The sequence below is a fragment of the Polaribacter sp. Hel1_85 genome, from assembly GCF_000766795.1.
GTDB lineage: Bacteria > Bacteroidota > Bacteroidia > Flavobacteriales > Flavobacteriaceae > Polaribacter.
The window spans coordinates 460952-486241 of the sequence record NZ_JPDS01000001.1; the positions used below are offsets into that span (position 1 = coordinate 460952).

Below are 25290 nucleotides of genomic sequence, written 5' to 3' on the forward strand. Positions count from 1 at the left end.
TTACATATTCTTTAGTTTTGTAACAAACCAACTTTTTAAACTATAAATATTATGAGCTACTTACAATTTCAACCTGGTAAAAAAACATCAAAGATCCAAAAAAAGGGAGCAGGTTCTGTTCGTAAAGCGTTTTCAGAATGGTTGATAGAAAACCATGGTTCTGATTATGAAACAACTATAAACAAGCAAAGAGCTCGTAAAAAAGCAACTCAATTTAAAGCTTCTATAGATTCTGTAAAAAAAGATAAACCTTTGGTTGGTATTGTTGGTGGTGGTTTTGCAGGTTTATATGCAGGTCTTATTTTACAATCTTTAAATATAGAATGTGAAGTTTTTGAAAGTTCTAAAAGAGTTGGTGGTAGAATCGATACTTGGTATTCTACAAAATATGATTCAAAAAATAAAGATACAGCTGGTTTGTATGGAGAAGTAGGAGGAATGCGAATTCCACAGTTTTCTGATGATATGTTACCTGTACAACAATTAGCACTTTCTGTAAACGCTGCTTTAGAAAGAAATGGTTTGCAAGATCAAGCGCTTATTTGGCGAAAATTTTATTACAATTCTCCTGTACAACGTTTGCGCTATAATAATATGAAAGCACCAATTCTTGCAGAAAATGTAAATTTAAATCCTTTAAACTTTGGTGTAGATAAAGGTGGAGATATTGCTATGGTTTGGCTTACAGAAGTACAGCTTTCTAAAAGCGAGACATTTCTTCCTATTAATAAAATATTAGACAAAGTAAATGAACCCTTTATAAAAGCCATCAATAAATCTTTTTCTAAAGGATTTAAGAAATTAATGAAGTTTGATAATTTTTCTATGTGGGCTTATTTAACCAACGTATTTACATTGGGCGATTTGGGCGAATACTACAACCCAGAAATGGGAAAGAAATCTGATTTTTTACCATATAATATTGCTAGTTATTTAGAAACATTAAATGTAGGTACAGGCATGTATTCTGTTTCTTTTGTAGAAATTGTTTTGGCAACTTACGATTGGCATGGAAGTAAAAACTCATACGATGCAACAGATGAAAATATTTATATGGTTACTATTGATAAAGGAATGCAACATTTTCCTGATGCGTGTAGAACCATACTAAATTTAGACACAGGAATTTTACCTTCCGATGGATATAGAGCGCAAATATTAACAGGTATGACAACTGGTATTGATGGATATTATGGATACTCTCCAAATAACTTAACAGCTGCTGCAAAACCACCAAGTTCTGTCCCTTCAGCAAATGCTCCAACACCAATTTCTGGAAAAAAATCGCATAAAAAAGAACGTGTTTTTATGAATCATAGGGTAACCAATGTACATTATGATGAAGATTTATATAATGGTCATGGAGGTATGAAAATGACCATTAAAAATGATGATAAAATAATTAAAAAACAATATCCTTTTGTAATAAGTACGTTACCAAATGGTGCTTATTTAAGTGGTGAATTAAAAACTAATTTTTTCGACAAATTGTCTTTTGCAAAAGCACGTGCAATTAGAGAATGTAATTATATGCCTTCTTTTAAAGCGTTTATTACCTTTAAAAATCAGTTTTGGGCAACTTTAGGAGAAAGACAAGATAAAGGATTAGGAGTTGCTGTTTCAGACAAATCGAACCGACAAATTGTGTATCCTTCTTATGGTTATGACGCTAAAGGTGGTGTTTTACAAATTTATTGTTGGGCACAAGATGCAGAACGAATTGGTGCTCTTTCTGATGAAGAACGTGTAAACGAATGTTTAAAAGGAATACAATATTTATATCCAGAAGTAAAAGTTTATGAAGAATTTGCAGGCTACAAACCAGAAGAAACTACAAAAACTTGGTTTTGGGACAATCATGCAAATGGAGGTGCTTTTGCTTTGTTTAAACCAGGGCAATTTAAAAACTTGTACCCAACATTATTAACTCCAGAATTTAATGGATCTTTATTACTTGCTGGCGAATGTTGTTCTGTACATCATGGTTGGATAGTTGGTGCGCTAGATTCTGCTTACAATGCTGTTTTAAATATTTTAAAACAAGCAGATGCAAAAGATAAAATAAAACAAATGGAAGAAACTTGGGGAAGTCTTTCTTCTCCTGATGTTGCTCTTAAAAAGAGAAAATTAAAAAGAAAAGTATAGAATTTTAGATAAGTATTCTCCTCAAAAAATAGTTAGTAATAAGAAGAGTTTGTAATGACAATTATCATTTGAATTTGTAATAATCTTTGGTATTTTTATAGTTGTAAACTATAAAATACTTCATCATGAAAGATTACCCAAAACATTACGAATCTATTATTAAAGGCATGGAAGAAATTGGTGGAAAAATACCCAAAACAATGGCTGCTTTTGGTGAAATGCATGAAAAAACGATTGCAAATGGAGCACTGTCTTCTAAAACAAAAGAACTTATTGCATTAGGAATTGCCATTACTGTTCGTTGTGATGGTTGTATTGCTTTTCATGTGCATGATGCTTTAGAGTCTGGTGCTTCAAATGAAGAAATTATGGAAACAATTGGTGTTGCCATTTTAATGGGTGGTGGTCCTTCTGTAGTTTATGGTTGTGAAGCCATGGAAGCATTAGAACAATTTAAAGTTCTTGCTTAATTTACATATTTCATCTTTAAATGCTCATCAATAAAAAAAGAACTCATTATAAAATTACTTTATAGACAATATTCTTATAAAATTGAATCATTGCAATTTAAATCTTCCTAGATTTTTATTGCGTTACAAGCCTAGTCATTTATGATTGGGCTTTTTTCTTGTATGGTTTTATTACTAAGATACTAGGTATGAAACTTATTATAAAAGCGAATTGAAGTGAACTATCTATGGAGGATAATGACAGAATAAACTATTTTTTATTTCTATACTTATAACTTCACAAAAAAGCGGTCATTCTTCACATTTTTTTGTTTTGTTTAAGAAGATTAAACATTTTTACATTCAAATGTGTTTAATCTTCTTATATAATAAATTATGGCAAATCATTACTTACAACTTTTTTTATCTCCCTTTATTTTTTTTATTTCTAGAGATAATAAAATTTCTAGAATTTTCATTCTAATAATAGCTCTTGCTAATTATTCTAACAATATTAACGCTCAAACTGTTTTTGATTTAATGAATGTTAATAAAATTCCTAATGGAATTACAATGAATTCGGGTACTCCAAATACACTATTTTTGGCTTCCGCTCCAGATAGTATTACTGCGGGTAATTTAATTGCTAATGGTGGTACTTTGCAAAACAGTCTTAATGCAGCAGATGCAAAGCTAACATTAAATAGTGAAGGTACTACTGCTACTGTTGGACCTATCACTTGGACAGCTGCAATGAATGATGATTGGTCGGACTTTATAAACTGGAATCCTACAGTTGTTCCAACTAGCTCTGATGATGTTATTATACCCAATATTCTTAATTCACCTATTATATATGGAGATGAGGGAGTAACCATAAAAAACATTACTATAGATCCTGCTTCTACTATAAATATTAATAGTGGTGGTTCACTTATTGCTACAGGAACAGCGAGTGGAAATGTTACCTACAAAAGAGCACTTACCTCTAACTGGCATTTAATTTCATCTCCTCTAAGTAGTGAAACTTTTGAAGATTTAATTGCAAGTACCACTTTTGCAGCTGGTAACGGAACTAATATAGGAATTGCTCCTTATAAAAATGATGGTACAGCATGGAATTACTTAACAAGTGCTTCTAGTGGAGCCATAACATCTGGTCAAGGTTTTTCTGTTAAATTAGCTGTTGGTGGTGATTTAAATTTTGTAGGAGGTATAAACACAAGTACTGTTACCTATGCTATTACACAGGCTACTAATACTTTAAACTTGATAGGTAACCCTTATGCTTCTTACATTAATCTTGGTAGTTTTTTCTCAGACAATCCTACAGGACCTGTACTTTCTGAAGCAACAATATGGTTATGGAATCAAGCCACTAATAGTTATGATTTAAAAATGTCTGGTACAGATGCTGGTTTTCAAATTGCTCCAGGCCAAGCATTTTTTGTAAGCGCAGGTGCAAATACAGATGTTACTTTTGATGTTGCAAATCAAAGCCATCAAACAGATACTTTTCAAAGAAATTCAAGAACAGAAATACAATTAACAACTACAGAAAATGAAGTTTCCAGATCTACAAAACTATATTATATAGAAGGTACTACCACTGGATTTGATGACGGGTATGATGGAAGTTTATTTGGAGGTGCTGATTATAATTTCGCTTTATTCACGGAGTTAGTTTCTGATAATCAAGGTAAAAAATTAGCCATTCAATCTTTACCTGATTCAGATTTTGAAACTACAGTTGTTCCTGTAGGACTAATTGCTAAAGCCGGTAAAGAGATTACGTTTTCTGCATATACTAAGAATCTTCCTACAGGAATAGATGTGTATTTAGAAGATAGAATAAATGGTGCTTTTACGAACTTATCTGAAGAGAACTATAAAGTTACTATAAAGGATGCTGCTAATGGTATTGGGCAATTTTATGTACACACTACTTCTCAAAGGCTGAGTATTAATAGTGAAAGACTAGAAAACGTAAGTATTTATAAAACAGATGCTACTACTTTAAGAATAGCAGGTTTACAAGGCAAACACGCTTCTATAAAAGTGTATACTATTCTCGGAAAACAAGTATTTAATTCTACATTTCAAGCAAATGGTGTAAAAGATGTTTCTTTACCAAAATTAGTTGCAGGTGTTTATCTAGTTGAGTTACAAACTGAAAAAGGAACATTGAATAAGAAAATAGTTTTAGAATAATATCGAGAATTTTAAAGATAAAACATCATGAAAAATAATACCAAAAATACTCAAGATATGGCTCAAGAAATTACTCGTAAAGACGCAATAAAGAAAATAGGGACATATGGTAAATATGCAGCGTTAACAGCTTTAGGTACTTATTTAATTTTAAGTCCTCAAAAAGCACAAGCTGCAAGCCCAGAAGCTCCTGGAGAAGGTTTTTAATTGATAGAAAACCTTTCTAAAAGAAAGTGAAATTTCCTCAAGTTTCAATTATGTAAAAAGTCCAATATAGCATGATTGGGCTTTTTTCTTGCATTGTTTTATGATTTAAAAAGGTGGAGTTTTTTAAGAAAAAAAGTGATCAACTTATTTTTTTGAATAAAGTTTAAAAATCACAAACTTCACATAAAATGACTTAAGTATCACATTTTTTTGTTTTTTTGAATATAATAAATCAATTTGCAATAGTATTATGATATTAATTAAAAGAATTTTAATTCTATTCTTTCCGTTTTTCACTTTCGGCCAAAATATTGATTTACTTAAAAAAGGAGATTTCTTCTTTGATAAATCTGTAAACGATTCTGCCGTATTTTATTATGATGCTGGTACAAAGAATTGTAAAAATTGTGATGAAGCTTTATTGGCAGAATATTATTTAAAATTTGGAAAAGCAAATAGATTAATAGGGAACATTGAAAGTGCTTTAGTTTTTTATTTAAAAGCAGAGAAAATTTTTAATAATTTAAATAATTACAATGGTTTATTTGAAGCAAAAATTAATTTAGCAGAATTTTACAGATCAATAGATGAAATTGAAAAATCTTTTTATTTAATAGAAGAAGCTGAAAAAATTAGTAAAAAGAATATCATTCGTAAAGAAGTATTGGCATACTATTATAACAGAAGAGCTGCAATTATTGCTGATAAATTTGATGATAAGGACGAAGTAATTAGGTTGTCTAAAAAAAGTATACAAATTGCAGAAGAATTAAAAGCAAACAAATTATTGATATATTCTTACAATGAATTAGCATATGTCTATGAATCCCAGAATAAAAAAGATTTAGCTTTAAAGTATTATTTTAAGGCTTTTAATATTGCAGAAAAATTAGACCTTGGAATAGAAATGTGTGATGTTCTGTATAATATTGGGCGCGAAGAGTTTTTAAGAATTGAGTACAATATTGCTCCACCCAAAAACGAGAATCCAAAACTATATAAAAAAGCTAGAGATTATTTTAAACAAGGCTTAGAATTAGCGACCAAAATTAATTATTTAGAAAGACAAAAAGATTTTTCTAAACGCTTGTTTCATAATTTTGTTAAAACTCACCAGTTTAAAGAGGCTATTAAGTATAATGAATTATACCATAGTTATAATGAACAATTGCTTAAAAATAATAAGCAAAAAGAAATAGCTGAAATTGAAGCTAAATATTTAAATGAAAAAAAAGACAACCAAATAATCCTAAACGAGAAAGAGATAAGAGTACAATACTTTATATTGTTTTGTTTTGGAATATTATTATTACTTCTTCTTCTCTTTTTTATAAAATCGAGAAAAGACAAATTTAAGATTGAAGATATATTAGAGCAAAAAACGGTTTTACTCAAAGAAATTCATCACAGAGTTAAAAATAATTTACAACTAACTTCTAGCTTATTGTATTTACAAGCAAACAAGCATAATGATCCAAAAACATCCGCTATGGTAAAAGAATCACAAAAGCAGATAAGTTCTATAGCTTTAGTGCACGAAATGCTATATCAAGATGATACTGTATCGTTAATATCTATAGATCAGTATCTAAAAGAGTTAGGAAGTAGACTTCTTCAATTCTCACCAAGTAAAAATATTGTATACAATTTAGATACTAAAAATGTTTCATTACCAATAGATTATGCTACAACGTTAGGGTTAATTTTAAATGAATTGATTACAAATTCTTTAAAACATGCTTTTAAAGATGATAAAGGAGTTATTGTTGTTTCTTTAGAAAAGATAAAAGGCAAACAATACAAATTTACCTATTCAGACAATGGTGTTGGTTTGCCTAAAAAATTAAAAGAAAGTACACATAAAACATTAGGCTTAAAGTTAATTAAAATGTTTGCAGAAGAAATAGATGCACAATTAGAGGTTATTAATGAAGGCGGATTAACCTACCGTTTTATTTTTAAAAATAAATACGATACAGATGTATAATGGTCTAAAAATTTTTATTGTTGAAGATATGGCAATATCTAGAGTCGCTTTAGAACAAATGCTTTTAAGAAATGATTATGAAGTAATTGGTTCTGCAGCAAAAGCAGAAAAGGCATGGGGAATATTACAAGAAACCGCAGTAGATTTAGTCTTATTGGATATTAATTTAGCAGGACCTAAAAATGGTATTTGGTTGGCACAACAAATACGTAAATATTTAAACGTACCTATTGTATTTTTAACAGCTTATGGAGATCAGAAAACATTAAAAGGAGTTATAGAAACCAAACCAAATGGGTATTTAATGAAACCCTATCAAGAACCAACTTTAATAACAACTATTAGTATTGCAATTCAAAATTTTTTAGACAATCAAAAAGAGACAATTACTTCAGATTCAGGTACTATTTTAAATAATGTTATTTATATAAAAGATAAGCATATAAGAGTAAAACTAAAAATAGAAGATATTTTTTTTATAAAATCTGATGGAAATTATCTAGAGCTAAAATTAAAAGAAAAAACACATGTTGTAAGAAGTAAATTATCAGAATTTCAAAAATTACTACCCCCGACAGTTTTTCATCAAATCCATCAACGGTATATTATAAATAAGGAAAAAGTAGCTGTTTTAGGAAAAGATTTTGTCACCATTAACAATGTAGATATACCTGTATCTCAAACTTATAAAAAAGAAATTGAAGCATTATTTTCCACTTTATAACTTTTTTTTACGTTCGTAAAGAAGAAAAAACAGCATACTTCACAAAAAAGTAGGCATACATCACATATTTTTGGCTAGATTATTTTTACTATTTATTTTTAGTAACCAAAGCTAAAAACAATGATAAAAAAAATAACTTTCGTATTCTTTTTACTAGTATCAATTACTGTTAATGCACAACAAGGCACACATTTAAATTTTGATGGTACAAACGATCAAGTAACTATTGCTTATAACAGTGAATTCGATTTTACAACAGGAACTATAGAGACTTGGGTTCGCCCTCAATCAAGCGCCAATAATCAATGTTTTGCTGCTGTAAGAAATGGTCTAGGTGCGGCTACAAGGTGGAGCTTGCATATTAATAACACTAATAATACCATTGGTATTTATAATGGAGCAGGTTTTTATACAATATCTACAACTATTAATTCTGATGAATGGTACCATCTAGCATTTGTTATAACAAGTACTACTACAGAAGTTTTTAAAAATGGGGTTTCTGTAGGAACTATTGCAGCAGGATTCAATACAACTTCTAATCCAAGTATTCCATTGATCATTGGTAGTACTAGTGATTCAGAATTTTTTTTAGGTGATATAGATGGTGTTAGAGTTTGGAAAGACGCAAGAACAGCTTCAGAGATCTCTAGTAATAAAGATAATGAATTAGTAGGTACAGAAACGGATCTTGTAGCGTATTATAAATTTAATCAAGGAACACATAATGCAGATAATACTAGTGTTACTACATTAACGGATGCTACTAGTAATAATTATAGCGGAACTTTAAGTGGGTTTACTTTAACAGGACTAACATCTAATTGGGTCTATGCTGAAACGAATCCGTTTATTGGTGGTACAATCCCACCAATTTTTGAAAATAGCACCCCATCAGCAGTAAGTATCACAGAAACAAGTTTTACTTTAAACACAGATATTGATGAAGCAGGAAAAATTTATTATGTAGTATTAACAAATAATGCAACAGCACCAACACCTGCAGAGGTAAAAGCTGGTACAGGCAATCTTGGTTCTAGCGCAGTTGCTAGTGGTAGTGCAGAAGTAAGTTCAGCAGCTTTTACCAATGCTTTTAGTGTTACAGGCCTAACAGCAGGCGTAGCTTATGATGTGTATGTGGTGGCTGAAGATGAAGTAAATCCACCAAACATACAAACTACAGTTACAAAAATAGAGGTAACTACAACGGGTATAGAGGGATATATAAAACATGGTATTATAACTTTTTTGGCAAATAGAATTTTCTCAGGTGATTTAACCACTGAAGAATCATGTAATAATTCTGGTAGTGAAACCATTAATGGAATTACTGCGAGTACTAATGATGATGGTTATTGGTGGCATACGGTGGAAAAATGCTTATCTCTAACTTCAACAACAACTGTTACTACTACTACTTTTTCTAGGGGTGTTAATGTAGCCAGTATAGAAATAAGTATTCCAGATACCTGGACTATTACTGCTTCAACAGGTGTTGCAATAACGCATACTGGTTCTGGAGTTATATTTTTAGGCTTCAACAATGTAACATCCTTTACTGTAACTGCAGCCAGTGGGATCAGTCCTAGTGAACGAATTAGTAATATAAGAATAGCAGATGATATTTGGACAGGTGCAACAGATACAAATTGGGCAACTACTACAAATTGGACTTCAGAGGCAATACCAACAACTACTAGTGATCTTTTAATACCAAATATAGCCAGAAAACCGATAATTAGTGCTAGTACAGGTGCGGTTGCAAATGAGATTACTATAGACGCTTCCTCTTCAGTAACTATAGAAAGTGGAGGTTCTTTAATTTTAGAGGGTACAGCTACTGTAAATGGAGATTTTATTTATAATGTAAATGCCCCAGATGATAAATGGCATTTAGTTTCTTCTCCTGTTACAGGAGAACAATATGATGATACTTGGAACACCGCAAATAGTATTGCAACCAATCTACCAAATGAAGCCCTTGCACGGTATATAAATACAAGTGATGCAGATGGAGATTGGGTCTATTTTCAAGATTCGGGTACAGCAACTACTTTTGGTTCTGGAACAGGGTATTCTCTAAAAAGAACAGGAACTGGTAACTATAGTTTTATGGGGACTTTTCCTGCACCACCAATAAACCCAACTATTACAGCCAATGATATTGGTGGAGCAAATCAAAACAGATGGACTTTAGTAGGTAATCCTTTTCCTGCTTATATAAACATTGCTACTTTTTTAGCAGCAAATACTACACCATTAACAGATACGCACGAAGCTATTTATATTTGGAATGCAAGTGCAAATGGAGGTGTAGGTGAATACCAATCATTAACAACGGGTCAAATTCATCCAGGTCAAGGGTTCTTTGTAAATGCGAATGTAGCTTCTACGTCTGTAACATTTACCAAAGCAATGCAGAGCCATCAAGTAAGCTCTACTTTTTACAGAACTGTCAACCCAAAAATAATAGTAACACTTAATGATGGTTCTAGAACTAAGTCTACCGAAATTAATTACTTATCTGATAAAACTACTGGTTTAGACCCAAGGTTTGATATTGGAATATTTACAGGACAATCTTCTAGTTTTAATCTATATTCTCAATTGGTTAGCAATAACGAAGGAGTAAACTTTATGAAGCAGTCTTTACCAGATGCAAATTATGAAAACATGATTATTCCTATTGGTGTAAATGCAGCAACCGGTTTAGAGATTGCATTTTCTACAGAAGCTTTAAACTTACCAAATGATATAAAAGTTTTTTTAGAAGATAGGGAAACAAATACATTTACTCGTTTAGATGAAACAAATAGTACTTATAAAGTTACTTTAACAACAGCTTTAAACGGAATTGGAAGGTTTTATTTACACACTACTACAGGCAAAGCACTAAATATAGACACTAATTTTCCATTGCAAAACATCAGCATTTATAAAACAGATGCTACTACTTTAAGAATAGCAGGATTACAAGGCAAACACGCTTCTATAAAAGTGTATACTATTCTCAGAGAAGTAGTATTGAATTCAACATTTCAAGCAAATGGTGTAAAAGATATTTCTTTACCAAAATTAACCACAGGTGTTTATCTAGTTGAGTTACAAACTGAAAAAGGAACATTGAACAAGAAAATAATTTTAGAATAATACCGAGAATTAAAAGACATAACATCATGAAGAATAAGGAAAAAAATACTCAAGATACAGCGCAAGAAATTTCTCGTAAAGATGCAATTAAAAAAATAGGGAATTATGGTAAATATGCTGCACTAACAGCTTTAGGAACATATTTAATTTTAAACCCTCAAAAAGCACAAGCTGCAAGCCCAGAAGCTCCTGGAGAAGGTTTTTAATTGATAAAAATTCATTCTAAAAGAAAATGAAATCCCCCCGCCCAGATTTCAATTATGTTAAAAGTCCAATATAGTATAATTGGGCTTTTTTCTGTGAGTTTTTTTTAAAAATGTATATAGTTTCTTTTGTCTTTTTTTCAAGTAATAAATAAGGAAAAAAAGACAGTTATTTATTTAAGTACTATTCTTCTCGGTATGATTCCATGTTAATAAGTACCCAAAAAAGAGTCATTAATGGTAATTATTCATTTTTAAAAGTAGCTTTTTTTAAAAAACGTTGAAAACTTCAAGGGATTTGTGAATAAGTATCCTCTTGTATAGAAAAATAAAGGCCTTAATTTTACATCATAAAGATACAGCAGTTATGTCAAAAGCCTTGATACTGTTAGTTTTAGTTTACTAAACTAAACAAAAGTGCCTATAAACTGTTGATAACTTCATTCTTAAAAAACAAATGATGTCGTATCTTTGTAAAAAGCAAAAAACCTTAAAAATGTTGTTTTAAGGCTTTTTTTAAAACGGTAACACTTTAAGAAGTGTGTAGTTTCATCTTGAGACCATAAAATTACAATTCTTCTTAAAGCTTACCAAAAATAATTAGTTAATATTTTAAAGCAGTCCAACAAACTGCAATTTGGTAAGAACATGACTTAATTTTTTAGCGAAAACTCCTATAGGCATCACCCTTGCTTGTAGTTGAACTACACAAAAAACGTGTGTGGTTGGGCAAACTATTGCAGAGTTTTTAAAGCGTACCCAAAGAGGAAGTCCTTTATAACGCCTCTAAAAATAAAGATTATAAGAAGAATTTTAATTTTTAAATACAAAAGAATATGAGTATTCAATTCAAAATAATACCGAGGAAAAACCCTCAAGATTTTACAGCAACGCCAAAATATTATGCGGCTGTAAAAGCCAACGGAAGTGTAGACTTCGAATCTTTAGCAGAAATGATTTCTGAGCAATGTACGGTAACAGACACCGATTGTTTGGCAGTACTAAACGTGTTAGAAAAAAACATTGTGAGAGAACTCAAAGAAGGACGCATTGTTCGTTTGGGGAAATTAGGGAATTTTCAAGTAGGCTTAAGTTCGGAAGGCTTTGATACAGAAGCAGAAGTAACTGCAAGTGCTGTTACTAAATCTCGAATTCTGTTTCGTCCTGCTGAATTATTACAAACCTTGTCTTTTCAGAAAGCGAGTTAGTCTAAGAAGCGGTCTTTGTTTCGGTTGTCATCCTATGTTTGTAAAATATAATAATCTGTTTTAAAAAAGTTTAAATTAGATTTAATATTTAACAAGAAAAGTAAGGGTAAAGGAAAAGATTATAGTCCGTCATTTGTCATTAAAGACCGTTCGCAATGCTAATCACTTTACCTCTTACTACATAAACTTGAACAGATCATTAGACGTCTAAGTCTGTATTTAGGATTGATAAGTAAATGTAGTAATTTTTCTATAAAAACATTTGATATGAGTAAAATTATAGGAATTGATATTAGTAAGCAAACCTTTGATGTTTCTTATTTAGAAAAAGATAAATGGATACACAAAATTTTTAAAAATCAAAATAGAGGATTTGAGCAATTTACTAAATTGATTGGTACATCAGACTGGATTGTAATGGAGGCTAGTGGTCCTTATTATGTTCAGTTAGCAACTTTTTTACATGCATCTAATTTTAATGTATGTGTATTAAATCCATTGATAATTAGAAGATATAGTCAAACAAGATTATATAGAGCAAAAACGGATAAAAAAGACGCAAAGACAATTGCCGAATATGGTGCTCAATATGAGTTAAAAAGATGGTGCCCAGAGAGTAAACCTAGTATAGAGATTAAACAACTTTACACAGCTTTAGAATTACTAAAAAAACAAAAACATCAAACAAAAAGACAACTAGAATCCTTTGAAGTAACAGGTTTGTTGAGTCCTGATCTTAGAAAAGAATTAAAACAAGTACTAATATTATTAATAAGACGCATAGATAAGTTTGAGAAAAAGATAGAGCAAATAGGGAAATTAGCCTATAAAGACACGGTCGAAAGAATAAAAACAATTCCAGGGATCGGGCTGAAAACGGCTATTATGATGAGTGTTATTACAGACAATTTTACAAAATTTGAAAATTATAAACAACTCACAGCTTTTGTAGGTTTTAGCCCAAGATTATATCAATCAGGAACAAGTGTAAAGGGAAAGGGACATATTTGTAAAATGGGAAAACCACAAATTAGAAAGTTATTATACTTGTGTTCTTGGTCTGCAAAAAGAGTGAATAAAACGTGTATGGAAATGTATAAGAGACTAAAAGAAAAAGGAAAACCCGAGAGAGTTATTAAAATCGCAATAGCAAATAAGTTAATAAAACAGATTTTTGCTATCGCAAAAAACAAAAAATATTACAATGAAAACCATCAAAGTTTATATTGCATAAATTAAAAAAAAAATAACTAAAAATAATAGTTTTTTAACACAGATCATTCCGAAATGAGGTACGATTGAGGAATCTCAATTATTTTAATGATATCAAACCTCAATAACCCCGTGTTATTGAGGTTTTTTTATGCCTTTTTGTTGCTTTTTAGTCAAAATTGCGAACGCATGCAACTTGTATCGCGTACGGATGCAATGCAAATTGCATACGGATGGCGTAAAAGTTGCCTCCTAATGTGATTCTCAAATCGTTATTGTGACGCTTTTTGCTAGGAATTAAGCAAAAAAGACGTGGTAATCTCATCATTTTATTCTAAATCATCAAAAAGATTGCTTTATTAGGTACTAAACCGAGTTGAGGACAAGCGCAATGAGGGTTAAAAAATACCCACTTATCAACAAAACGGACGAGTTATCAACTAAAAATACCCTATACAACCTGTATACTGAGCGCGTTAGCCTGCCACTTCTATATTTCCGTTACATTTCCCACTTTTTTCCTTCTATAATAGGTGAAAGATTGCTACATTTAGTCTTCAAAAAAAAAATGCAAAACCAATCTTATTTAGAATGTCAGAAGACCATAAAAAAATACTAGAGTCACAACTTTGGGGAATTGCCAATTTATTACGCGGAAAAATAAGCGCAGACGATTATCGTGATTATATCCTTGGATTTATTTTCTACAAATACCTTTCTGAAAAACAATTATTATATGCCAACGAGTTATTGGTTGGTGAAAAAGTAACTGACTTTAAAAAAGTAACAGATAAAGACACTTTAGAAGCCATTAGAGAAGAATCGCCTATTAGCAGAAGGTATTCTTAAAAGAAGATAATGATATGTATGTTTTTCAGCAGGATTACATCTTTAATTCTCCAAGTGCTGCTGCTGCAACAATTTTAGGACGCTCTACTAATGGTTGGACAAAGTGGAAAGACAAAGAAGGTAAAACGTTAGATGAATTAAAAAGGAAGTAAAAAAATAAAAAAAGAAAAGTAATAATAAAAAATATCCCCCTATGCAAAAAGTAATTACTCGCACAAACTTAAGTACCTTAAATGACCAACAACGAAAAGCAGTACTTTCATCAGAAAAAAGAATTTTAGTATTAGCAGATGCTGGCTCTGGAAAAACAAATACTTTACTTCAAAAAATAAACTACTTAATAAATGATGAGCAAGCAGATTCTAAAAGTATTCTAGCCATCACTTTTACAAAAAATGCGGCTAATGAAATGGTAGACCGTATGATTTTATCTGCGGATAAAACAGGGTTCTACAAAAAGGTATTAGAAACCAGTGGTAATAAGCCAAAAGAAATAGCTAAAGAAAGAAAAATCATTAGGTTATTCTGCTTGTAAAGTTTGCAAACCAACATTAGAAAATACAAAATCTACCTCAAAAAAGAAAACAACATCAAATTCCTTAACAACGACAAATAAAAGTAATACAACTTCCAAAAAGAAAGCTATAGCAACACAATGCACGGGGAAAACAAAAACAGGTTCACGTTGTAAACGAAAAACAAAGAATGCAAGTGGTAGATGTTATCAGCATTAAGTGTAATTATAAGAATTATCATTTTTAAAATGTTAATAACTATTTAGTTAACATGATGTAGGTCATTGTGTTAAATGTGTATTTTTTGTTCTTTTATATAAAATTACATGATGGTTCTCACTATTTTTTTGATGCTGTTTTTAGCATTGATATTGTACCTGTTATTTGTACCTGTTGTACTATTTGTAGCTACAACTACAAACCAATATTATGTTCACATAAAAGGATTGGCAAAAGTTAGCGCAGAATATCATTCAGAAGAAATCTTAAGAGTGAAACTTGAAGTTTTTTTTTGACCTTTTATTTTTATCCGTTTAAAGCTAAACGTATAAAAACAAAGAAGAAAAAAGAAAATAAGATCGTGAAAAAGAAGCATAAAAGCATCAATTTTAGCCAGATAATAAAAGTTTTACGTTCTTTTAAGGTAAAGCAATTCTGGTTAAATATAGACACAGGAGATTGTATTTTAAATGCAAAATTATACCCCTTAGTAACATTTATAAATTTTTATAAAGGAAGTTTCAGTGTAAACTTTCAAAATAAAAATGAATTAGTTTTAGAAATAGAGAACAGCCCCATTAATATTATTAAATCATTTATTAACATATAAAACGAAATATTATGGAACTACATTTTGAAGAATTATTAAACCAGATTACTGAGTTTATGAAAACGGAAGCAAACACAAATACTGTTATAGGGGAACAGTTTGATTTAGGAGAATTTAAATGCGTACCTGTTATTAAAGTAGGTATGGGATTTGGATCTGGTGGAGGAGAAGGCACAGATGCAAAAACAAAAGGTAAAGGACAAGGCATGGGAGCAGGTGCTGGAGTAGGGATAGAACCTATTGGTTTTTTGGTAACAAAAGGAGATAAAATTTCTTTTGTTGAAGCAGGAAAAACGCACGGATTAGCTGCAGCATTTGAAAAAATACCAGATTTAATTGAAAAAGTTGTTGATAAAAGAATGGAACCAGCTTTATAAGTTTTTTTCTTTGTAATCTTTAGAACTGAATATGTTTTCAAAAAACATATTCAGTTTTTTTTGCTGAATGTACTTACCTGTATCAGGGAACAATAATAATTCTGATACAAATTCAGATAGATATTGTGAGTAGTAGCTGTATTTAAGAATAAAATCTAAAGAAAAACCATAGTAATCAGGTAAAAACACCTATTAAAACATGTACTATATCTGCTTACATTTAATTTTAAATCCCTATTTTTATAGAACAACTTTTAAAAAATAAAATAGCTATGAAAAACGATTTTAAACCTTTTGAAAGTATCGGACTTTGTTTTAGTGGAGGAGGGTATCGCGCAACATTTTTTGGACTTGGAGTAATTTCTTATTTAAACAAAATTAAATATAAAGAAAACTCATTGTTAAACAATGTAGAAGCAATCAGTACAGTAAGTGGAGGTACCTTATTAGGAATGGCGTATGCAAAAGCAACACAAGAACCCAATTATAATTTTGAAGACTTTTATACAAAATTTTACAACTTATTTACACCAGAAAACGACAAACTTTTAGCCACGGCAATCAACAAATTAGAAGATGATAACGTTTGGAAACAGCATCCACATAAAAAACGATCACTGATTAATGCATTTGCGTTAACCTATGCAGATATGGATATCTTTAAAGGAAGTTTTGAGCTTTTTGAAAACACTCAATCAGATCATTTAAAACACGTATGTTTTAATGCGACCGATTTTTCATTCGGATTACCATTTCGATTTCAAAACACAGGTAATTTTGGTAATAAACCTTTGCACAACAGTCAGATTAAAAAAATGCAATACAAAACTCAATTGGGAGATATTGTTGCTTCATCTTCCTGTTTTCCATTAGGTTTTGAACCCATTGTATATCCAGATGATTATTACAAAGATCAAAAATCTACCGATTACAAATCCTTAAAAAGTTTAGAACGTTTTATAGATGGAATCGGAATTATGGATGGAGGCATTACAGACAATCAAGGTATTGGAAGTATGATAAATATTAGCAAACAAAGTAGCAGAAAACGTGAGCTAGATTTAATCATTGTAAATGATGTTGGAAGTTTTAAAATGGACCCATGGCAATCTGATACTTCTTCTATTGATAAAAGTACTAGTTTAAAAGACAATATTGCTAAAATTCTAAGTTTTATTAGCCTAAAACCTTTGTATTGGCTTTTATTAGTTGTTGGTATTTTAATGATACTTTTAAACTCTTTTAAAATTATTAGCAATACTGCTTGGACCTCTTTGTATATATTAGGAAGTATACTTACAGGTATCGGGCTTACATTAACCTCATTTGGAATTCTTGGTGGAATCGCAAAAAGTATTGGAATTAATTGGTTTAAAAACCTATTTAAAAAGAATGTACCTGCAGTACTTGTAGATGATATTACAAGTTTTAATAACCTAAATATTAATTTGATACAACGCATGCTTAAAGACCGTGCAACTTCTACAGTTACCATGGTAAATGACATCTTTTTAAAACAAATACGCCGTTTAAATTACGATTTATTATACGCAACACCTTCTTTAAAGCATAAAAAGATTACAGCTACTGTGTATGAATTAAATGGCGAAAAAACAGCCTATACAAATACATTTAGTTATAAAAAAGACATAAAACCTGCACCTAGTAAAGTTTTAAAAAGCATTGGGTTAATTGCTTCTGAAACACTTACCACTTTATGGTGGGACAAAACAGATATTTCTAAAAACAGAATGGACTCACTTATTTCTTGCGGACAGTTTACTACCTGTTATAAATTACTAGATTATATTTTAGATTTAAAAAAAGACCCTGAAATACAAGAAAATATAGATACTGTTGCTATTGACGATCTTTATAAATTACTTTTAAAAGATTGGAAAGAGTTTAACAAAAACCCTTTGTTTTTAGTGGAAGCGTTAAAGGTTGGTAAAAGTAAATAAGTTTTTGATGATGCTTGTGCTGAACTTGATTTAGTATTCATCAATAGAAAAAAAATAAAGTATAAAGGCTGTATAATAATCGATTTTTATAACTGACCAATTTTTTAATTTTCGTAAAAATTCAAAACACCAAAAAAACTCATCGATAAAAAAGGACTTTCTGTATAGTCAATACTCTCAAACTTCTATTACTTTTTTATAAGAATACATATAGTTTCACCTTTGAAGTGTTCAATTAAAACACCTTAAAAATGAAATTATACTTCATCATTGCAAGTTTCTTATTTGTGCAAATTTCATTCGCACAAGAAGCTTCTAACACATCACCAAAAATATGGTCTTTACAAGATTGTATTACATATGCTTTAGAAAATAATATTACAGTTAAAGATGCAACGCTCAATAAAAGTATTGCTGAAATAGATTATAACAAAGTAAAATCAGCAAGATTACCCAATTTATTTGGGAGTGCTTCTCAAAGTTTTTCTAACGGAAATACCATTGATCCAATTAGTAGTGATTATGTAACAGATCAAATACATAGCACAAATGTTGGTATAAACAGTTCAATGACATTGTTTCAAGGAAACCAAATTAACAATCAGATTAAACAAAATAAACTACTGTTAGATCAAAGTTTTTTTCAAGAAGAAGTAGAAAAGAATAACATTGTTTTAAATCTTTTAGAAACGTATTTGCAAACGCTGTATAGTAAAGAAAGTATTTTGATATCAGAAAATAACTTAGCAGCTTCAGAAAAAGAAGTTTTAAGAGCAAAATCTCGTTTAGATGCGGGTACAATTTCTTTAAGTGATTATACAGAAGCTCAAAGTCAGGCAGCTACAAACAAATACAATGTTATTACCGCTAAAAATGAATATCAACAATACATAATAGCTCTAAAACAATTATTAGAATTATCACCATTACAAGATATAGAAATTGAAACTATTGATGAAAATATGGATTTAGTAAACCTAGAATTGAACAAGGTTGATGTCTATAGTAAAGCTTTAGGATTTTTACCAGAAATTAAAGCAAGTAATTTAAATATTGAAGCAAACGAAAAAGAACTAGACATTGCAAAAGGTGGATTTTTACCAACACTAGCTTTATCAGGAAGTATGGGGTCTGGTTATACAAGTATCAATACAAGTACATTTTCTGATCAGTTTGATGTGAATTTCAATCAGAAATTAGGATTGTCATTAACGATTCCGATTTTTAATAGAAATCAAACTAAAAGTGCTGTACAAACTGCTTCCATCAATATAGAAAAAGCAGAAATACAAAAATTATCTACAGAAAAAGAGGTGTATAAAAAAGTAGAAACTGCTTATCAAAATGCAGTATCTGCACAAGAACAAGTAATTGCGGCAGAAGCTTCTAAGGTTAGTGCAGAACAAAGTTATAAACTCGCGCAAAAAAAATACGAATTGGGTGGTTTAAGTACAACCGATTTAGTGATTAGTCAAAATACATTTACCAATGCACAACAAAACTATTTACAAGCAAAATACTTAAATATTTTATACCACCAATTATTACAATTTTATCAAGGAAACGACATCAAACTTTAATCAATAGAATCATGAAAAAAAATAAAAACATCATCATAGGCAGCATTGTAATCGTACTATTTGCTATTGCAGGATACTTCTTTTTAAATGGAGATGATGCTATGATAATAGAAGCAAAAACAATCACTGCAAAAAAAGCAAATGTAACTACCATGGTTACAGCAACAGGAACTATAGAACCTACAAATCAAGTAGATGTTGGTACACAAGTATCTGGAGTAGTAGAAAAAATATATGTAGATTATAATAGTGTGGTTAAAGAAGGGCAATTAATTGCAGAATTAGATAAAACGAATTTAAGAGCCTCTAAAACACAAGCGCAAGCATCTTACGACAACGCAGTAACGCAAAGAAATTATATGAAGACGATTTATGACAGACAAAAATCGTTGTATGATAACCAAGTAATTAGTAAGGCTGATTTCGATGAAGCAACTTATAATTACGAAACAGCAAAAGGGACAGTTACACAACGTTTATCTGATTTACAATCTGCTAAAACAAATTTAGGATATGCTAATATTTATTCGCCTATAGATGGGGTAGTACTTTCTAGAGATATAGATGAAGGTCAAACAGTTGCTGCAAGTTATAGTACACCAACACTTTTTACTATTGCACAAGATTTAAAAGAAATGCAAGTTGAGGCTGATGTTGATGAAGCTGATATTGGACAAGTTAAAGATGGACAACGTGTCACATTTACGGTAGATGCTTATATAGGTGAAATCTTTAATGGTGTTGTAACACAGATACGTTTAGATCCAACAGTTACTTCAAATGTAGTGACGTATACAGTAGTTATTAAAGCTGAAAATGAAGATTTAAAACTAAAACCAGGGTTAACAGCAACCATTTCTATTTATACTTTAGAGCTAAATAATGTTTTAACAGCTGAAGCTAAAGCAATAAATTTTAAACCAAACGCACAAATGTTAGCAGAATATAATTCACAACACAATTTACCAATTAGCGACACTAGTAGTAGCAATGAAAATACAACACTTTGGGTGTTAGGTGCCAATGGTGTTATAACTTCAAAAGTAGTGACATTAGGTGCTAGTGATGGTGTAAACGTACAGGTTTTAAGCGGAATAACTCAAGGCGATAAATTAGTATACAGTTTAAAAGGTGTTGCTAAATCTGAGGCAAGTGCAGGTGGTACAAATGAAAGTCCTTTTATGCCACAACGTCCAGGATCAAAGAAAAAATAAAAAGCCATGCCTAAAGAAATTATAAAAATAGAAGATTTAAAACGAGAGTTTATCATGGGGCCTGAAACTGTTCATGCTTTACGAGGGATCTCTTTCACAATAAATGAAGGCGAATTTGTGACCATAATGGGCTCTAGTGGTTCAGGAAAAAGTACTTTGTTAAATATTTTAGGCTGTTTAGACCAACCTACTTCTGGAATTTACGAAATTGATGGAGTAAAAATGAAGGATTTAACTAGAAACCAATTGGCTACTATACGAAACGAAAAAATAGGCTTTATTTTTCAATCGTATAATTTATTGGCAAGAACATCGGCATTAGAAAATGTAGAATTACCCTTGTTCTACAATAGTAAAGTATCTTCAGAAGAGCGACGTGACAGGGCTATAAAAGCCATAGAAATGGTTGGTTTAAAAGAAAGAATGGATCACACACCTTCCCAACTTTCAGGAGGACAACAACAACGTGTGGCTATTGCAAGATCATTGGTAAACAACCCAGTTATGATTCTAGCAGATGAGGCTACAGGAAATCTAGACACAAGAACAGCCTACGAAATCATGTCTATTTTTCAAGAGTTAAACAAACAAGGTATCACTATAGTATTTGTAACTCACGAACCAGATATTGCATTATTTAGCCATAGAACCATTGTTTTAAGAGACGGAAACATTATTAAAGATTATAAAAATACGAATGTACTGTCTGCAACAGAAGAATTAGCAAAATTACCTAAACAAGAAGATTAATTATGAGACTATTAAATTTATTAAAAATCGCATTTAAAGCCATCGTTCTTAATAAAACAAGAACATTGCTAACCATGTTAGGTATTATTATTGGTGTTGCATCTGTAATTGCGATGTTGGCTATTGGAGAAGGTTCTAAAGAAAGCATTCGTACAACAATTTCTGCAATGGGTTCTAACATGATTACCATTAGACCTGGTGCAGATGATAGAGGTCCTGCAAGAGGAAGTGGTGGTAATGTACAAACATTAACCCTTCAAGATTATGAAGTTATAAAAGAAAAAAGTGAATTGTTAAGTTATATTACACCCGTTGTAAATAGTGGTGGTCAAGTTATTAATGGTTCTAACAACTGGCCAAGTACTATTTATGGTGTAAATCCAGACTATCTTAATATAAAAGTTGTTGGTTTACAAAGTGGAAGTATGTTTACAGATATTGCTGTACAAACAGCCTCTAAGGTGGTGTTAATTGGACAAACTGTTGTTGATAATGTGTTTCCTGATGGACAAGAACCAGTTGGACAAATGATTCGATTTAATAATATTCCGTTTAAAGTAATTGGGGTATTAGAAGAAAAAGGAGAAAATACTTTTGGACAAGATCAAGATGATGTAGTGATTGCACCTTACACAACAGTTCAAAAACGTATTTTGGCCATCGATTATTTAAATCAAATTATGGCTTCTGCTATTAGTGAAGATGATGCTCCTGAAGCAGTAACACAAGTAACAGATATTTTACGTTCGCAACACAAATTAACAGCTACTGAAGATGATGATTTTACCGTACGTTCTATGGAAGAATTAATTTCAACCTTTAGTTCAACGAGTGAAATGTTAACCATTCTACTAGTGGCAGTTGCAAGTATCTCGTTATTAATTGGTGGTATTGGTATTATGAATATTATGTATGTTTCTGTGAAAGAACGTACCAAAGAAATAGGTTTACGAATGGCAGTAGGAGGTAAGGGCTCAGATATTTTAATGCAGTTTTTAATTGAAGCTATTTTAATAAGTATCACTGGTGGAATTTTAGGGGTAATTTTAGGGCTTTCGGCCACGGTTTTTATAGAGAAATTCTTAAACTGGCCTACAAGTGTTGCTTTGTATTCTATCATCATATCTTTTGCAGTGTGTGCTTTAACAGGTATTTTCTTTGGATGGTATCCTGCAAGAAAAGCATCAGCATTAGACCCAATAACAGCTTTACGTTACGAATAATTAATACGCTAATATTGTCTTATGAAATAGTATTATCTTGGCGGATTAAAAAACAATCAAAAGATAAATGAATTCCATAAAGTATCATAAAATGAAAAAAATCATTAATAACTCTTTATCTGTATTAATCTTTTTATTGATGAGTAATTATACAATTGCTCAAGATAAAGTTATTAAGATTACAGGAATATTAGTAGAAGACACAACTTCTCAACCTATTCCTTATGCAACAGTGGTGATTAATGATAAGAATACTAAGAAAATTATTTCAGGGACAACATCAGATGATAATGGAAGATTTAGTATTTCTACGTCAAAAACCAATTTCTATGTAGAAATAAGTTTTATGGGTTTTGAAACAAAAACGATAACCGAGTTTAAGATTACGAATGGAAAAGTAATTTTAGGAAAAATTGCACTTGTTACAGACAATGAAGCTCTTGATGAAGTGGTGGTAACTAGTGAAGTTTCTAAAACTGTTTTTAAATTAGATAAACGTGTTTTTAATGTTGGAGCAGATATTAGTAGTACAGGCGCAAGTGCTTTAGAAGTACTTAATAATGTACCTTCTGTAACCGTTAGTATAGAAGGAGAAATAAGCTTAAGAGGTAGTTCTGGAGTGCAAATATTAATAAACGGTAAACCATCTGTTTTGGCTGATGAATCTAGCAATGCTTTAGGAACTATTACTGCTGATATGATTGAAAGTATTGAAGTTATTACAAATCCTTCTGCTAAATATGAAGCTTCTGGAACAGCAGGTATTTTAAACATTATTTTAAAGAAGGATGAGAAAAAAGGTTGGAATGGATCTGTATCAATAAATACAGGTATTCCAGATAATCATAGTGTAGGATTGAGTTTAAACCGAAGAACAGAAAACTTTAATTTATTTGCACAATTAGGCGCTGGTTATCGTTCTTTACCTAAAGATTCTGAAGCTATTAATAAAAACTTAACCGATAATGAAGTTATTTATAGTGATGGAATAGAATATAGAAACGAGACTTTTTACAACATTACTCTAGGTACAGATTATCATATTAACGATTTAAACGTTTTAACTTTATCAGGTAATTTTGCTTATGAAATTGAAGAGCAACCTTCGGAAACAAATTTTAGTTATTTCGATTCTAATAACGACCTTATTTCTAATTGGGTAAGAAATGAAACAACAGATGCTACCAACCCAAAATACAGTTACGAGCTTAATTATAAAAAACAATTTAAAAATAATGAAGAGCATACATTTCAACTTAGTGCTTTAGGACGTTTCTTCGGAAAAGACCAATCTTCTCATTTTACAAATACTACAATAAGTGGTACAGATAACAATAGTAACCAAGAAACAGAAACAGATTTTCAGCAAGCAGATTATACTTTTAAAGCAGATTACACCAATCCGATTAACGATACTTACACTTTAGAAACAGGTGCGCAATATGTAATTAATGATGTAGGAAATGATTATGAAGTTAGAGGTTTAATTAATGATGTTTATGTTGTAAATGAAGAATTAACTAATAATTTTGAATACAACCAAAAAGTGTTTGGGTTTTATGCAACAGCTGCTTACGAAAAAGAAAAATGGGGTATAAAAGCAGGACTTAGAGTAGAACAAACTAATTTAAAAACACTTTTAACCAACACCAATGAATCTAACGAACAGAATTTTAGTAACTTTTTTCCAACATTACATACGTCTTATAAAGTAAGTGATAATGTGTCGTTTCAAGCAGGTTATTCAAGACGAATATTTAGACCAAGATTATGGGATTTGAATCCCTTTTTTAATATCAGAAATAACTTTAATGTGCGTGTAGGAAATCCAAATTTACAGCCAGAGTTTACAGATTCTTATGAGTTAACAAGTATTTACAAAATAGGAAAAGCTTCATTAAGTTCAAGTATTTATCATAAATATACAACAGCTGTAATAGAACGTGTTTCAACTTTTGAGAATAATGTTACGATTACAACTCCAGAAAATATTGGTACAAATGCAACCATTGGTTTTGAAACAAATGGAAAATATAGACCCAATAATTGGCTTACATTAACTGGTGATTTTAATTTCAATTATTTTGATAGAATTGGAACTAATGAAACGCAAATTTTTAATTTTTCTGGAAGTCAATGGTCATCAAGGTTTGGTTCTAAAATAGGTTTACCAGCAGATATTGATGTTGAATTAACAGGAAGATATCAATCTAGTTTCGAGACTGTTCAAGGTAATGTAACAGGATATGCCTTTTTAGATTTAGGAGTACGAAAAAAAATATTTAAAGGAAAAGCAATTATAAATTTGGGTGTTAGAGACTTATTTGAATCTAGAATCCAAGAAAGTTATGTTTACCAACCAACCTTTGAAACCTATAGTTTTAGTCAAAGAGGTCGCTTTATTACTTTAGGTATCAGTTATGGGTTTGGTAAAGGAGAAGCAATGACATATTCAGGAGGTAGAAGAAGGTAATTGTTTCATACAATAGAAGTTTC

20 protein-coding genes are annotated in these 25290 nt (G+C 30.7%); all 20 read left to right on the forward strand.

Annotated features, from left to right (window positions below; genetic code table 11):
• The first annotated feature begins 51 nt into the window (after positions 1–51).
• The 20 genes from PHEL85_RS01985 (at position 52) to PHEL85_RS02090 (ending at position 25267) form a co-directional block, all read left to right on the forward strand.
• Positions 52–2145 carry a flavin monoamine oxidase family protein gene (locus tag PHEL85_RS01985; RefSeq protein ID WP_036820383.1) on the forward strand — a complete coding sequence of 698 codons (2094 nt, stop codon included), beginning with the start codon at positions 52–54 and terminating at the stop codon, positions 2143–2145.
• Between the two features lie 125 nt (positions 2146–2270).
• A complete protein-coding gene (locus PHEL85_RS01990; RefSeq protein WP_052108419.1) occupies positions 2271–2615 on the forward strand; it encodes a carboxymuconolactone decarboxylase family protein in 345 nt (114 codons plus the stop codon).
• A gap of 375 nt (positions 2616–2990) precedes the next feature.
• A complete protein-coding gene (locus PHEL85_RS01995) occupies positions 2991–4805 on the forward strand; it encodes a T9SS type A sorting domain-containing protein (RefSeq protein WP_036820386.1) in 1815 nt (604 codons plus the stop codon).
• Between the two features lie 27 nt (positions 4806–4832).
• Entirely contained in the window at positions 4833–5012 is a 180-nt protein-coding gene (locus PHEL85_RS02000) for a hypothetical protein (protein ID WP_036820389.1), read from the forward strand.
• A 250-nt stretch (positions 5013–5262) separates the two neighbouring features.
• Complete coding sequence (locus tag PHEL85_RS02005; RefSeq protein ID WP_036820392.1) at positions 5263–6999, forward strand: sensor histidine kinase; 1737 nt, start codon at positions 5263–5265, stop codon at positions 6997–6999.
• Entirely contained in the window at positions 6992–7723 is a 732-nt protein-coding gene (locus PHEL85_RS02010; protein WP_036820396.1) for a LytR/AlgR family response regulator transcription factor, read from the forward strand. Before PHEL85_RS02005 ends, PHEL85_RS02010 begins: the two co-directional genes overlap by 8 nt.
• Before the next feature lie 120 nt (positions 7724–7843).
• Positions 7844–10873, forward strand: coding sequence for a LamG-like jellyroll fold domain-containing protein (locus PHEL85_RS02015; protein WP_036820398.1), 3030 nt, complete (start codon positions 7844–7846; stop codon positions 10871–10873).
• A 26-nt stretch (positions 10874–10899) separates the two neighbouring features.
• Positions 10900–11079, forward strand: coding sequence for a hypothetical protein (locus tag PHEL85_RS02020; protein WP_036820401.1), 180 nt, complete (start codon positions 10900–10902; stop codon positions 11077–11079).
• 833 nt (positions 11080–11912) lie between these two features.
• Complete coding sequence (locus PHEL85_RS02025; RefSeq protein ID WP_036820404.1) at positions 11913–12284, forward strand: HU family DNA-binding protein; 372 nt, start codon at positions 11913–11915, stop codon at positions 12282–12284.
• A 267-nt stretch (positions 12285–12551) separates the two neighbouring features.
• Positions 12552–13523 (forward strand): IS110 family transposase, encoded by a 972-nt coding sequence (locus PHEL85_RS02030; RefSeq protein ID WP_036820407.1) that lies wholly within the window; start codon positions 12552–12554, stop codon positions 13521–13523.
• Between the two features lie 564 nt (positions 13524–14087).
• Positions 14088–14345, forward strand: coding sequence for a type I restriction-modification system subunit M N-terminal domain-containing protein (locus PHEL85_RS02035; protein ID WP_036820410.1), 258 nt, complete (start codon positions 14088–14090; stop codon positions 14343–14345).
• A gap of 14 nt (positions 14346–14359) precedes the next feature.
• Positions 14360–14497 carry a DUF4357 domain-containing protein gene (locus PHEL85_RS17570; protein WP_081965059.1) on the forward strand — a complete coding sequence of 46 codons (138 nt, stop codon included), beginning with the start codon at positions 14360–14362 and terminating at the stop codon, positions 14495–14497.
• 41 nt (positions 14498–14538) lie between these two features.
• Positions 14539–14880, forward strand: a complete 342-nt coding sequence (locus tag PHEL85_RS02040; protein WP_036820412.1) for a UvrD-helicase domain-containing protein — start codon at positions 14539–14541, stop codon at positions 14878–14880.
• An 820-nt stretch (positions 14881–15700) separates the two neighbouring features.
• Positions 15701–16066 carry a GerW family sporulation protein gene (locus PHEL85_RS02055; protein WP_036820420.1) on the forward strand — a complete coding sequence of 122 codons (366 nt, stop codon included), beginning with the start codon at positions 15701–15703 and terminating at the stop codon, positions 16064–16066.
• Between the two features lie 272 nt (positions 16067–16338).
• Positions 16339–18027 (forward strand): patatin-like phospholipase family protein, encoded by a 1689-nt coding sequence (locus PHEL85_RS02065; protein ID WP_036820428.1) that lies wholly within the window; start codon positions 16339–16341, stop codon positions 18025–18027.
• 251 nt (positions 18028–18278) lie between these two features.
• Positions 18279–19607 (forward strand): TolC family protein, encoded by a 1329-nt coding sequence (locus PHEL85_RS02070; protein ID WP_036820430.1) that lies wholly within the window; start codon positions 18279–18281, stop codon positions 19605–19607.
• Positions 19608–19618: 11 nt separating this feature from the next.
• Entirely contained in the window at positions 19619–20821 is a 1203-nt protein-coding gene (locus PHEL85_RS02075) for an efflux RND transporter periplasmic adaptor subunit (RefSeq protein WP_036820433.1), read from the forward strand.
• Between the two features lie 6 nt (positions 20822–20827).
• The gene (locus PHEL85_RS02080; RefSeq protein WP_036820436.1) at positions 20828–21571 is read left to right on the forward strand and encodes an ABC transporter ATP-binding protein; all 744 of its coding nucleotides are present in this window, start codon (positions 20828–20830) and stop codon (positions 21569–21571) included.
• 2 nt (positions 21572–21573) lie between these two features.
• Positions 21574–22794, forward strand: coding sequence for an ABC transporter permease (locus tag PHEL85_RS02085; protein WP_036820439.1), 1221 nt, complete (start codon positions 21574–21576; stop codon positions 22792–22794).
• Between the two features lie 91 nt (positions 22795–22885).
• Positions 22886–25267, forward strand: coding sequence for an outer membrane beta-barrel family protein (locus PHEL85_RS02090; protein ID WP_036820442.1), 2382 nt, complete (start codon positions 22886–22888; stop codon positions 25265–25267).
• The last annotated feature ends 23 nt before the right edge of the window (positions 25268–25290 follow it).

Bases quoted from the DNA above. Each gene is read 5' to 3' on its own strand.
- PHEL85_RS02030 (WP_036820407.1), top strand. From the start codon at position 12,552: ATGAGTAAAATTATAGGAATTGATATTAGTAAGCAAACCTTTGATGTT.
- PHEL85_RS02000 (WP_036820389.1), top strand. From the start codon at position 4,833: ATGAAAAATAATACCAAAAATACTCAAGATATGGCTCAAGAAATTACT.
- PHEL85_RS02005 (WP_036820392.1), top strand. From the start codon at position 5,263: ATGATATTAATTAAAAGAATTTTAATTCTATTCTTTCCGTTTTTCACT.
- PHEL85_RS02025 (WP_036820404.1), top strand. From the start codon at position 11,913: ATGAGTATTCAATTCAAAATAATACCGAGGAAAAACCCTCAAGATTTT.
- PHEL85_RS02065 (WP_036820428.1), top strand. From the start codon at position 16,339: ATGAAAAACGATTTTAAACCTTTTGAAAGTATCGGACTTTGTTTTAGT.
- PHEL85_RS17570 (WP_081965059.1), top strand. From the start codon at position 14,360: ATGTATGTTTTTCAGCAGGATTACATCTTTAATTCTCCAAGTGCTGCT.
- PHEL85_RS01985 (WP_036820383.1), top strand. From the start codon at position 52: ATGAGCTACTTACAATTTCAACCTGGTAAAAAAACATCAAAGATCCAA.
- PHEL85_RS02035 (WP_036820410.1), top strand. From the start codon at position 14,088: ATGTCAGAAGACCATAAAAAAATACTAGAGTCACAACTTTGGGGAATT.
- PHEL85_RS02080 (WP_036820436.1), top strand. From the start codon at position 20,828: ATGCCTAAAGAAATTATAAAAATAGAAGATTTAAAACGAGAGTTTATC.
- PHEL85_RS02010 (WP_036820396.1), top strand. From the start codon at position 6,992: ATGTATAATGGTCTAAAAATTTTTATTGTTGAAGATATGGCAATATCT.
- PHEL85_RS02055 (WP_036820420.1), top strand. From the start codon at position 15,701: ATGGAACTACATTTTGAAGAATTATTAAACCAGATTACTGAGTTTATG.
- PHEL85_RS01990 (WP_052108419.1), top strand. From the start codon at position 2,271: ATGAAAGATTACCCAAAACATTACGAATCTATTATTAAAGGCATGGAA.
- PHEL85_RS02020 (WP_036820401.1), top strand. From the start codon at position 10,900: ATGAAGAATAAGGAAAAAAATACTCAAGATACAGCGCAAGAAATTTCT.
- PHEL85_RS02015 (WP_036820398.1), top strand. From the start codon at position 7,844: ATGATAAAAAAAATAACTTTCGTATTCTTTTTACTAGTATCAATTACT.
- PHEL85_RS02040 (WP_036820412.1), top strand. From the start codon at position 14,539: ATGCAAAAAGTAATTACTCGCACAAACTTAAGTACCTTAAATGACCAA.
- PHEL85_RS02085 (WP_036820439.1), top strand. From the start codon at position 21,574: ATGAGACTATTAAATTTATTAAAAATCGCATTTAAAGCCATCGTTCTT.
- PHEL85_RS02070 (WP_036820430.1), top strand. From the start codon at position 18,279: ATGAAATTATACTTCATCATTGCAAGTTTCTTATTTGTGCAAATTTCA.
- PHEL85_RS01995 (WP_036820386.1), top strand. From the start codon at position 2,991: ATGGCAAATCATTACTTACAACTTTTTTTATCTCCCTTTATTTTTTTT.
- PHEL85_RS02090 (WP_036820442.1), top strand. From the start codon at position 22,886: ATGAAAAAAATCATTAATAACTCTTTATCTGTATTAATCTTTTTATTG.
- PHEL85_RS02075 (WP_036820433.1), top strand. From the start codon at position 19,619: ATGAAAAAAAATAAAAACATCATCATAGGCAGCATTGTAATCGTACTA.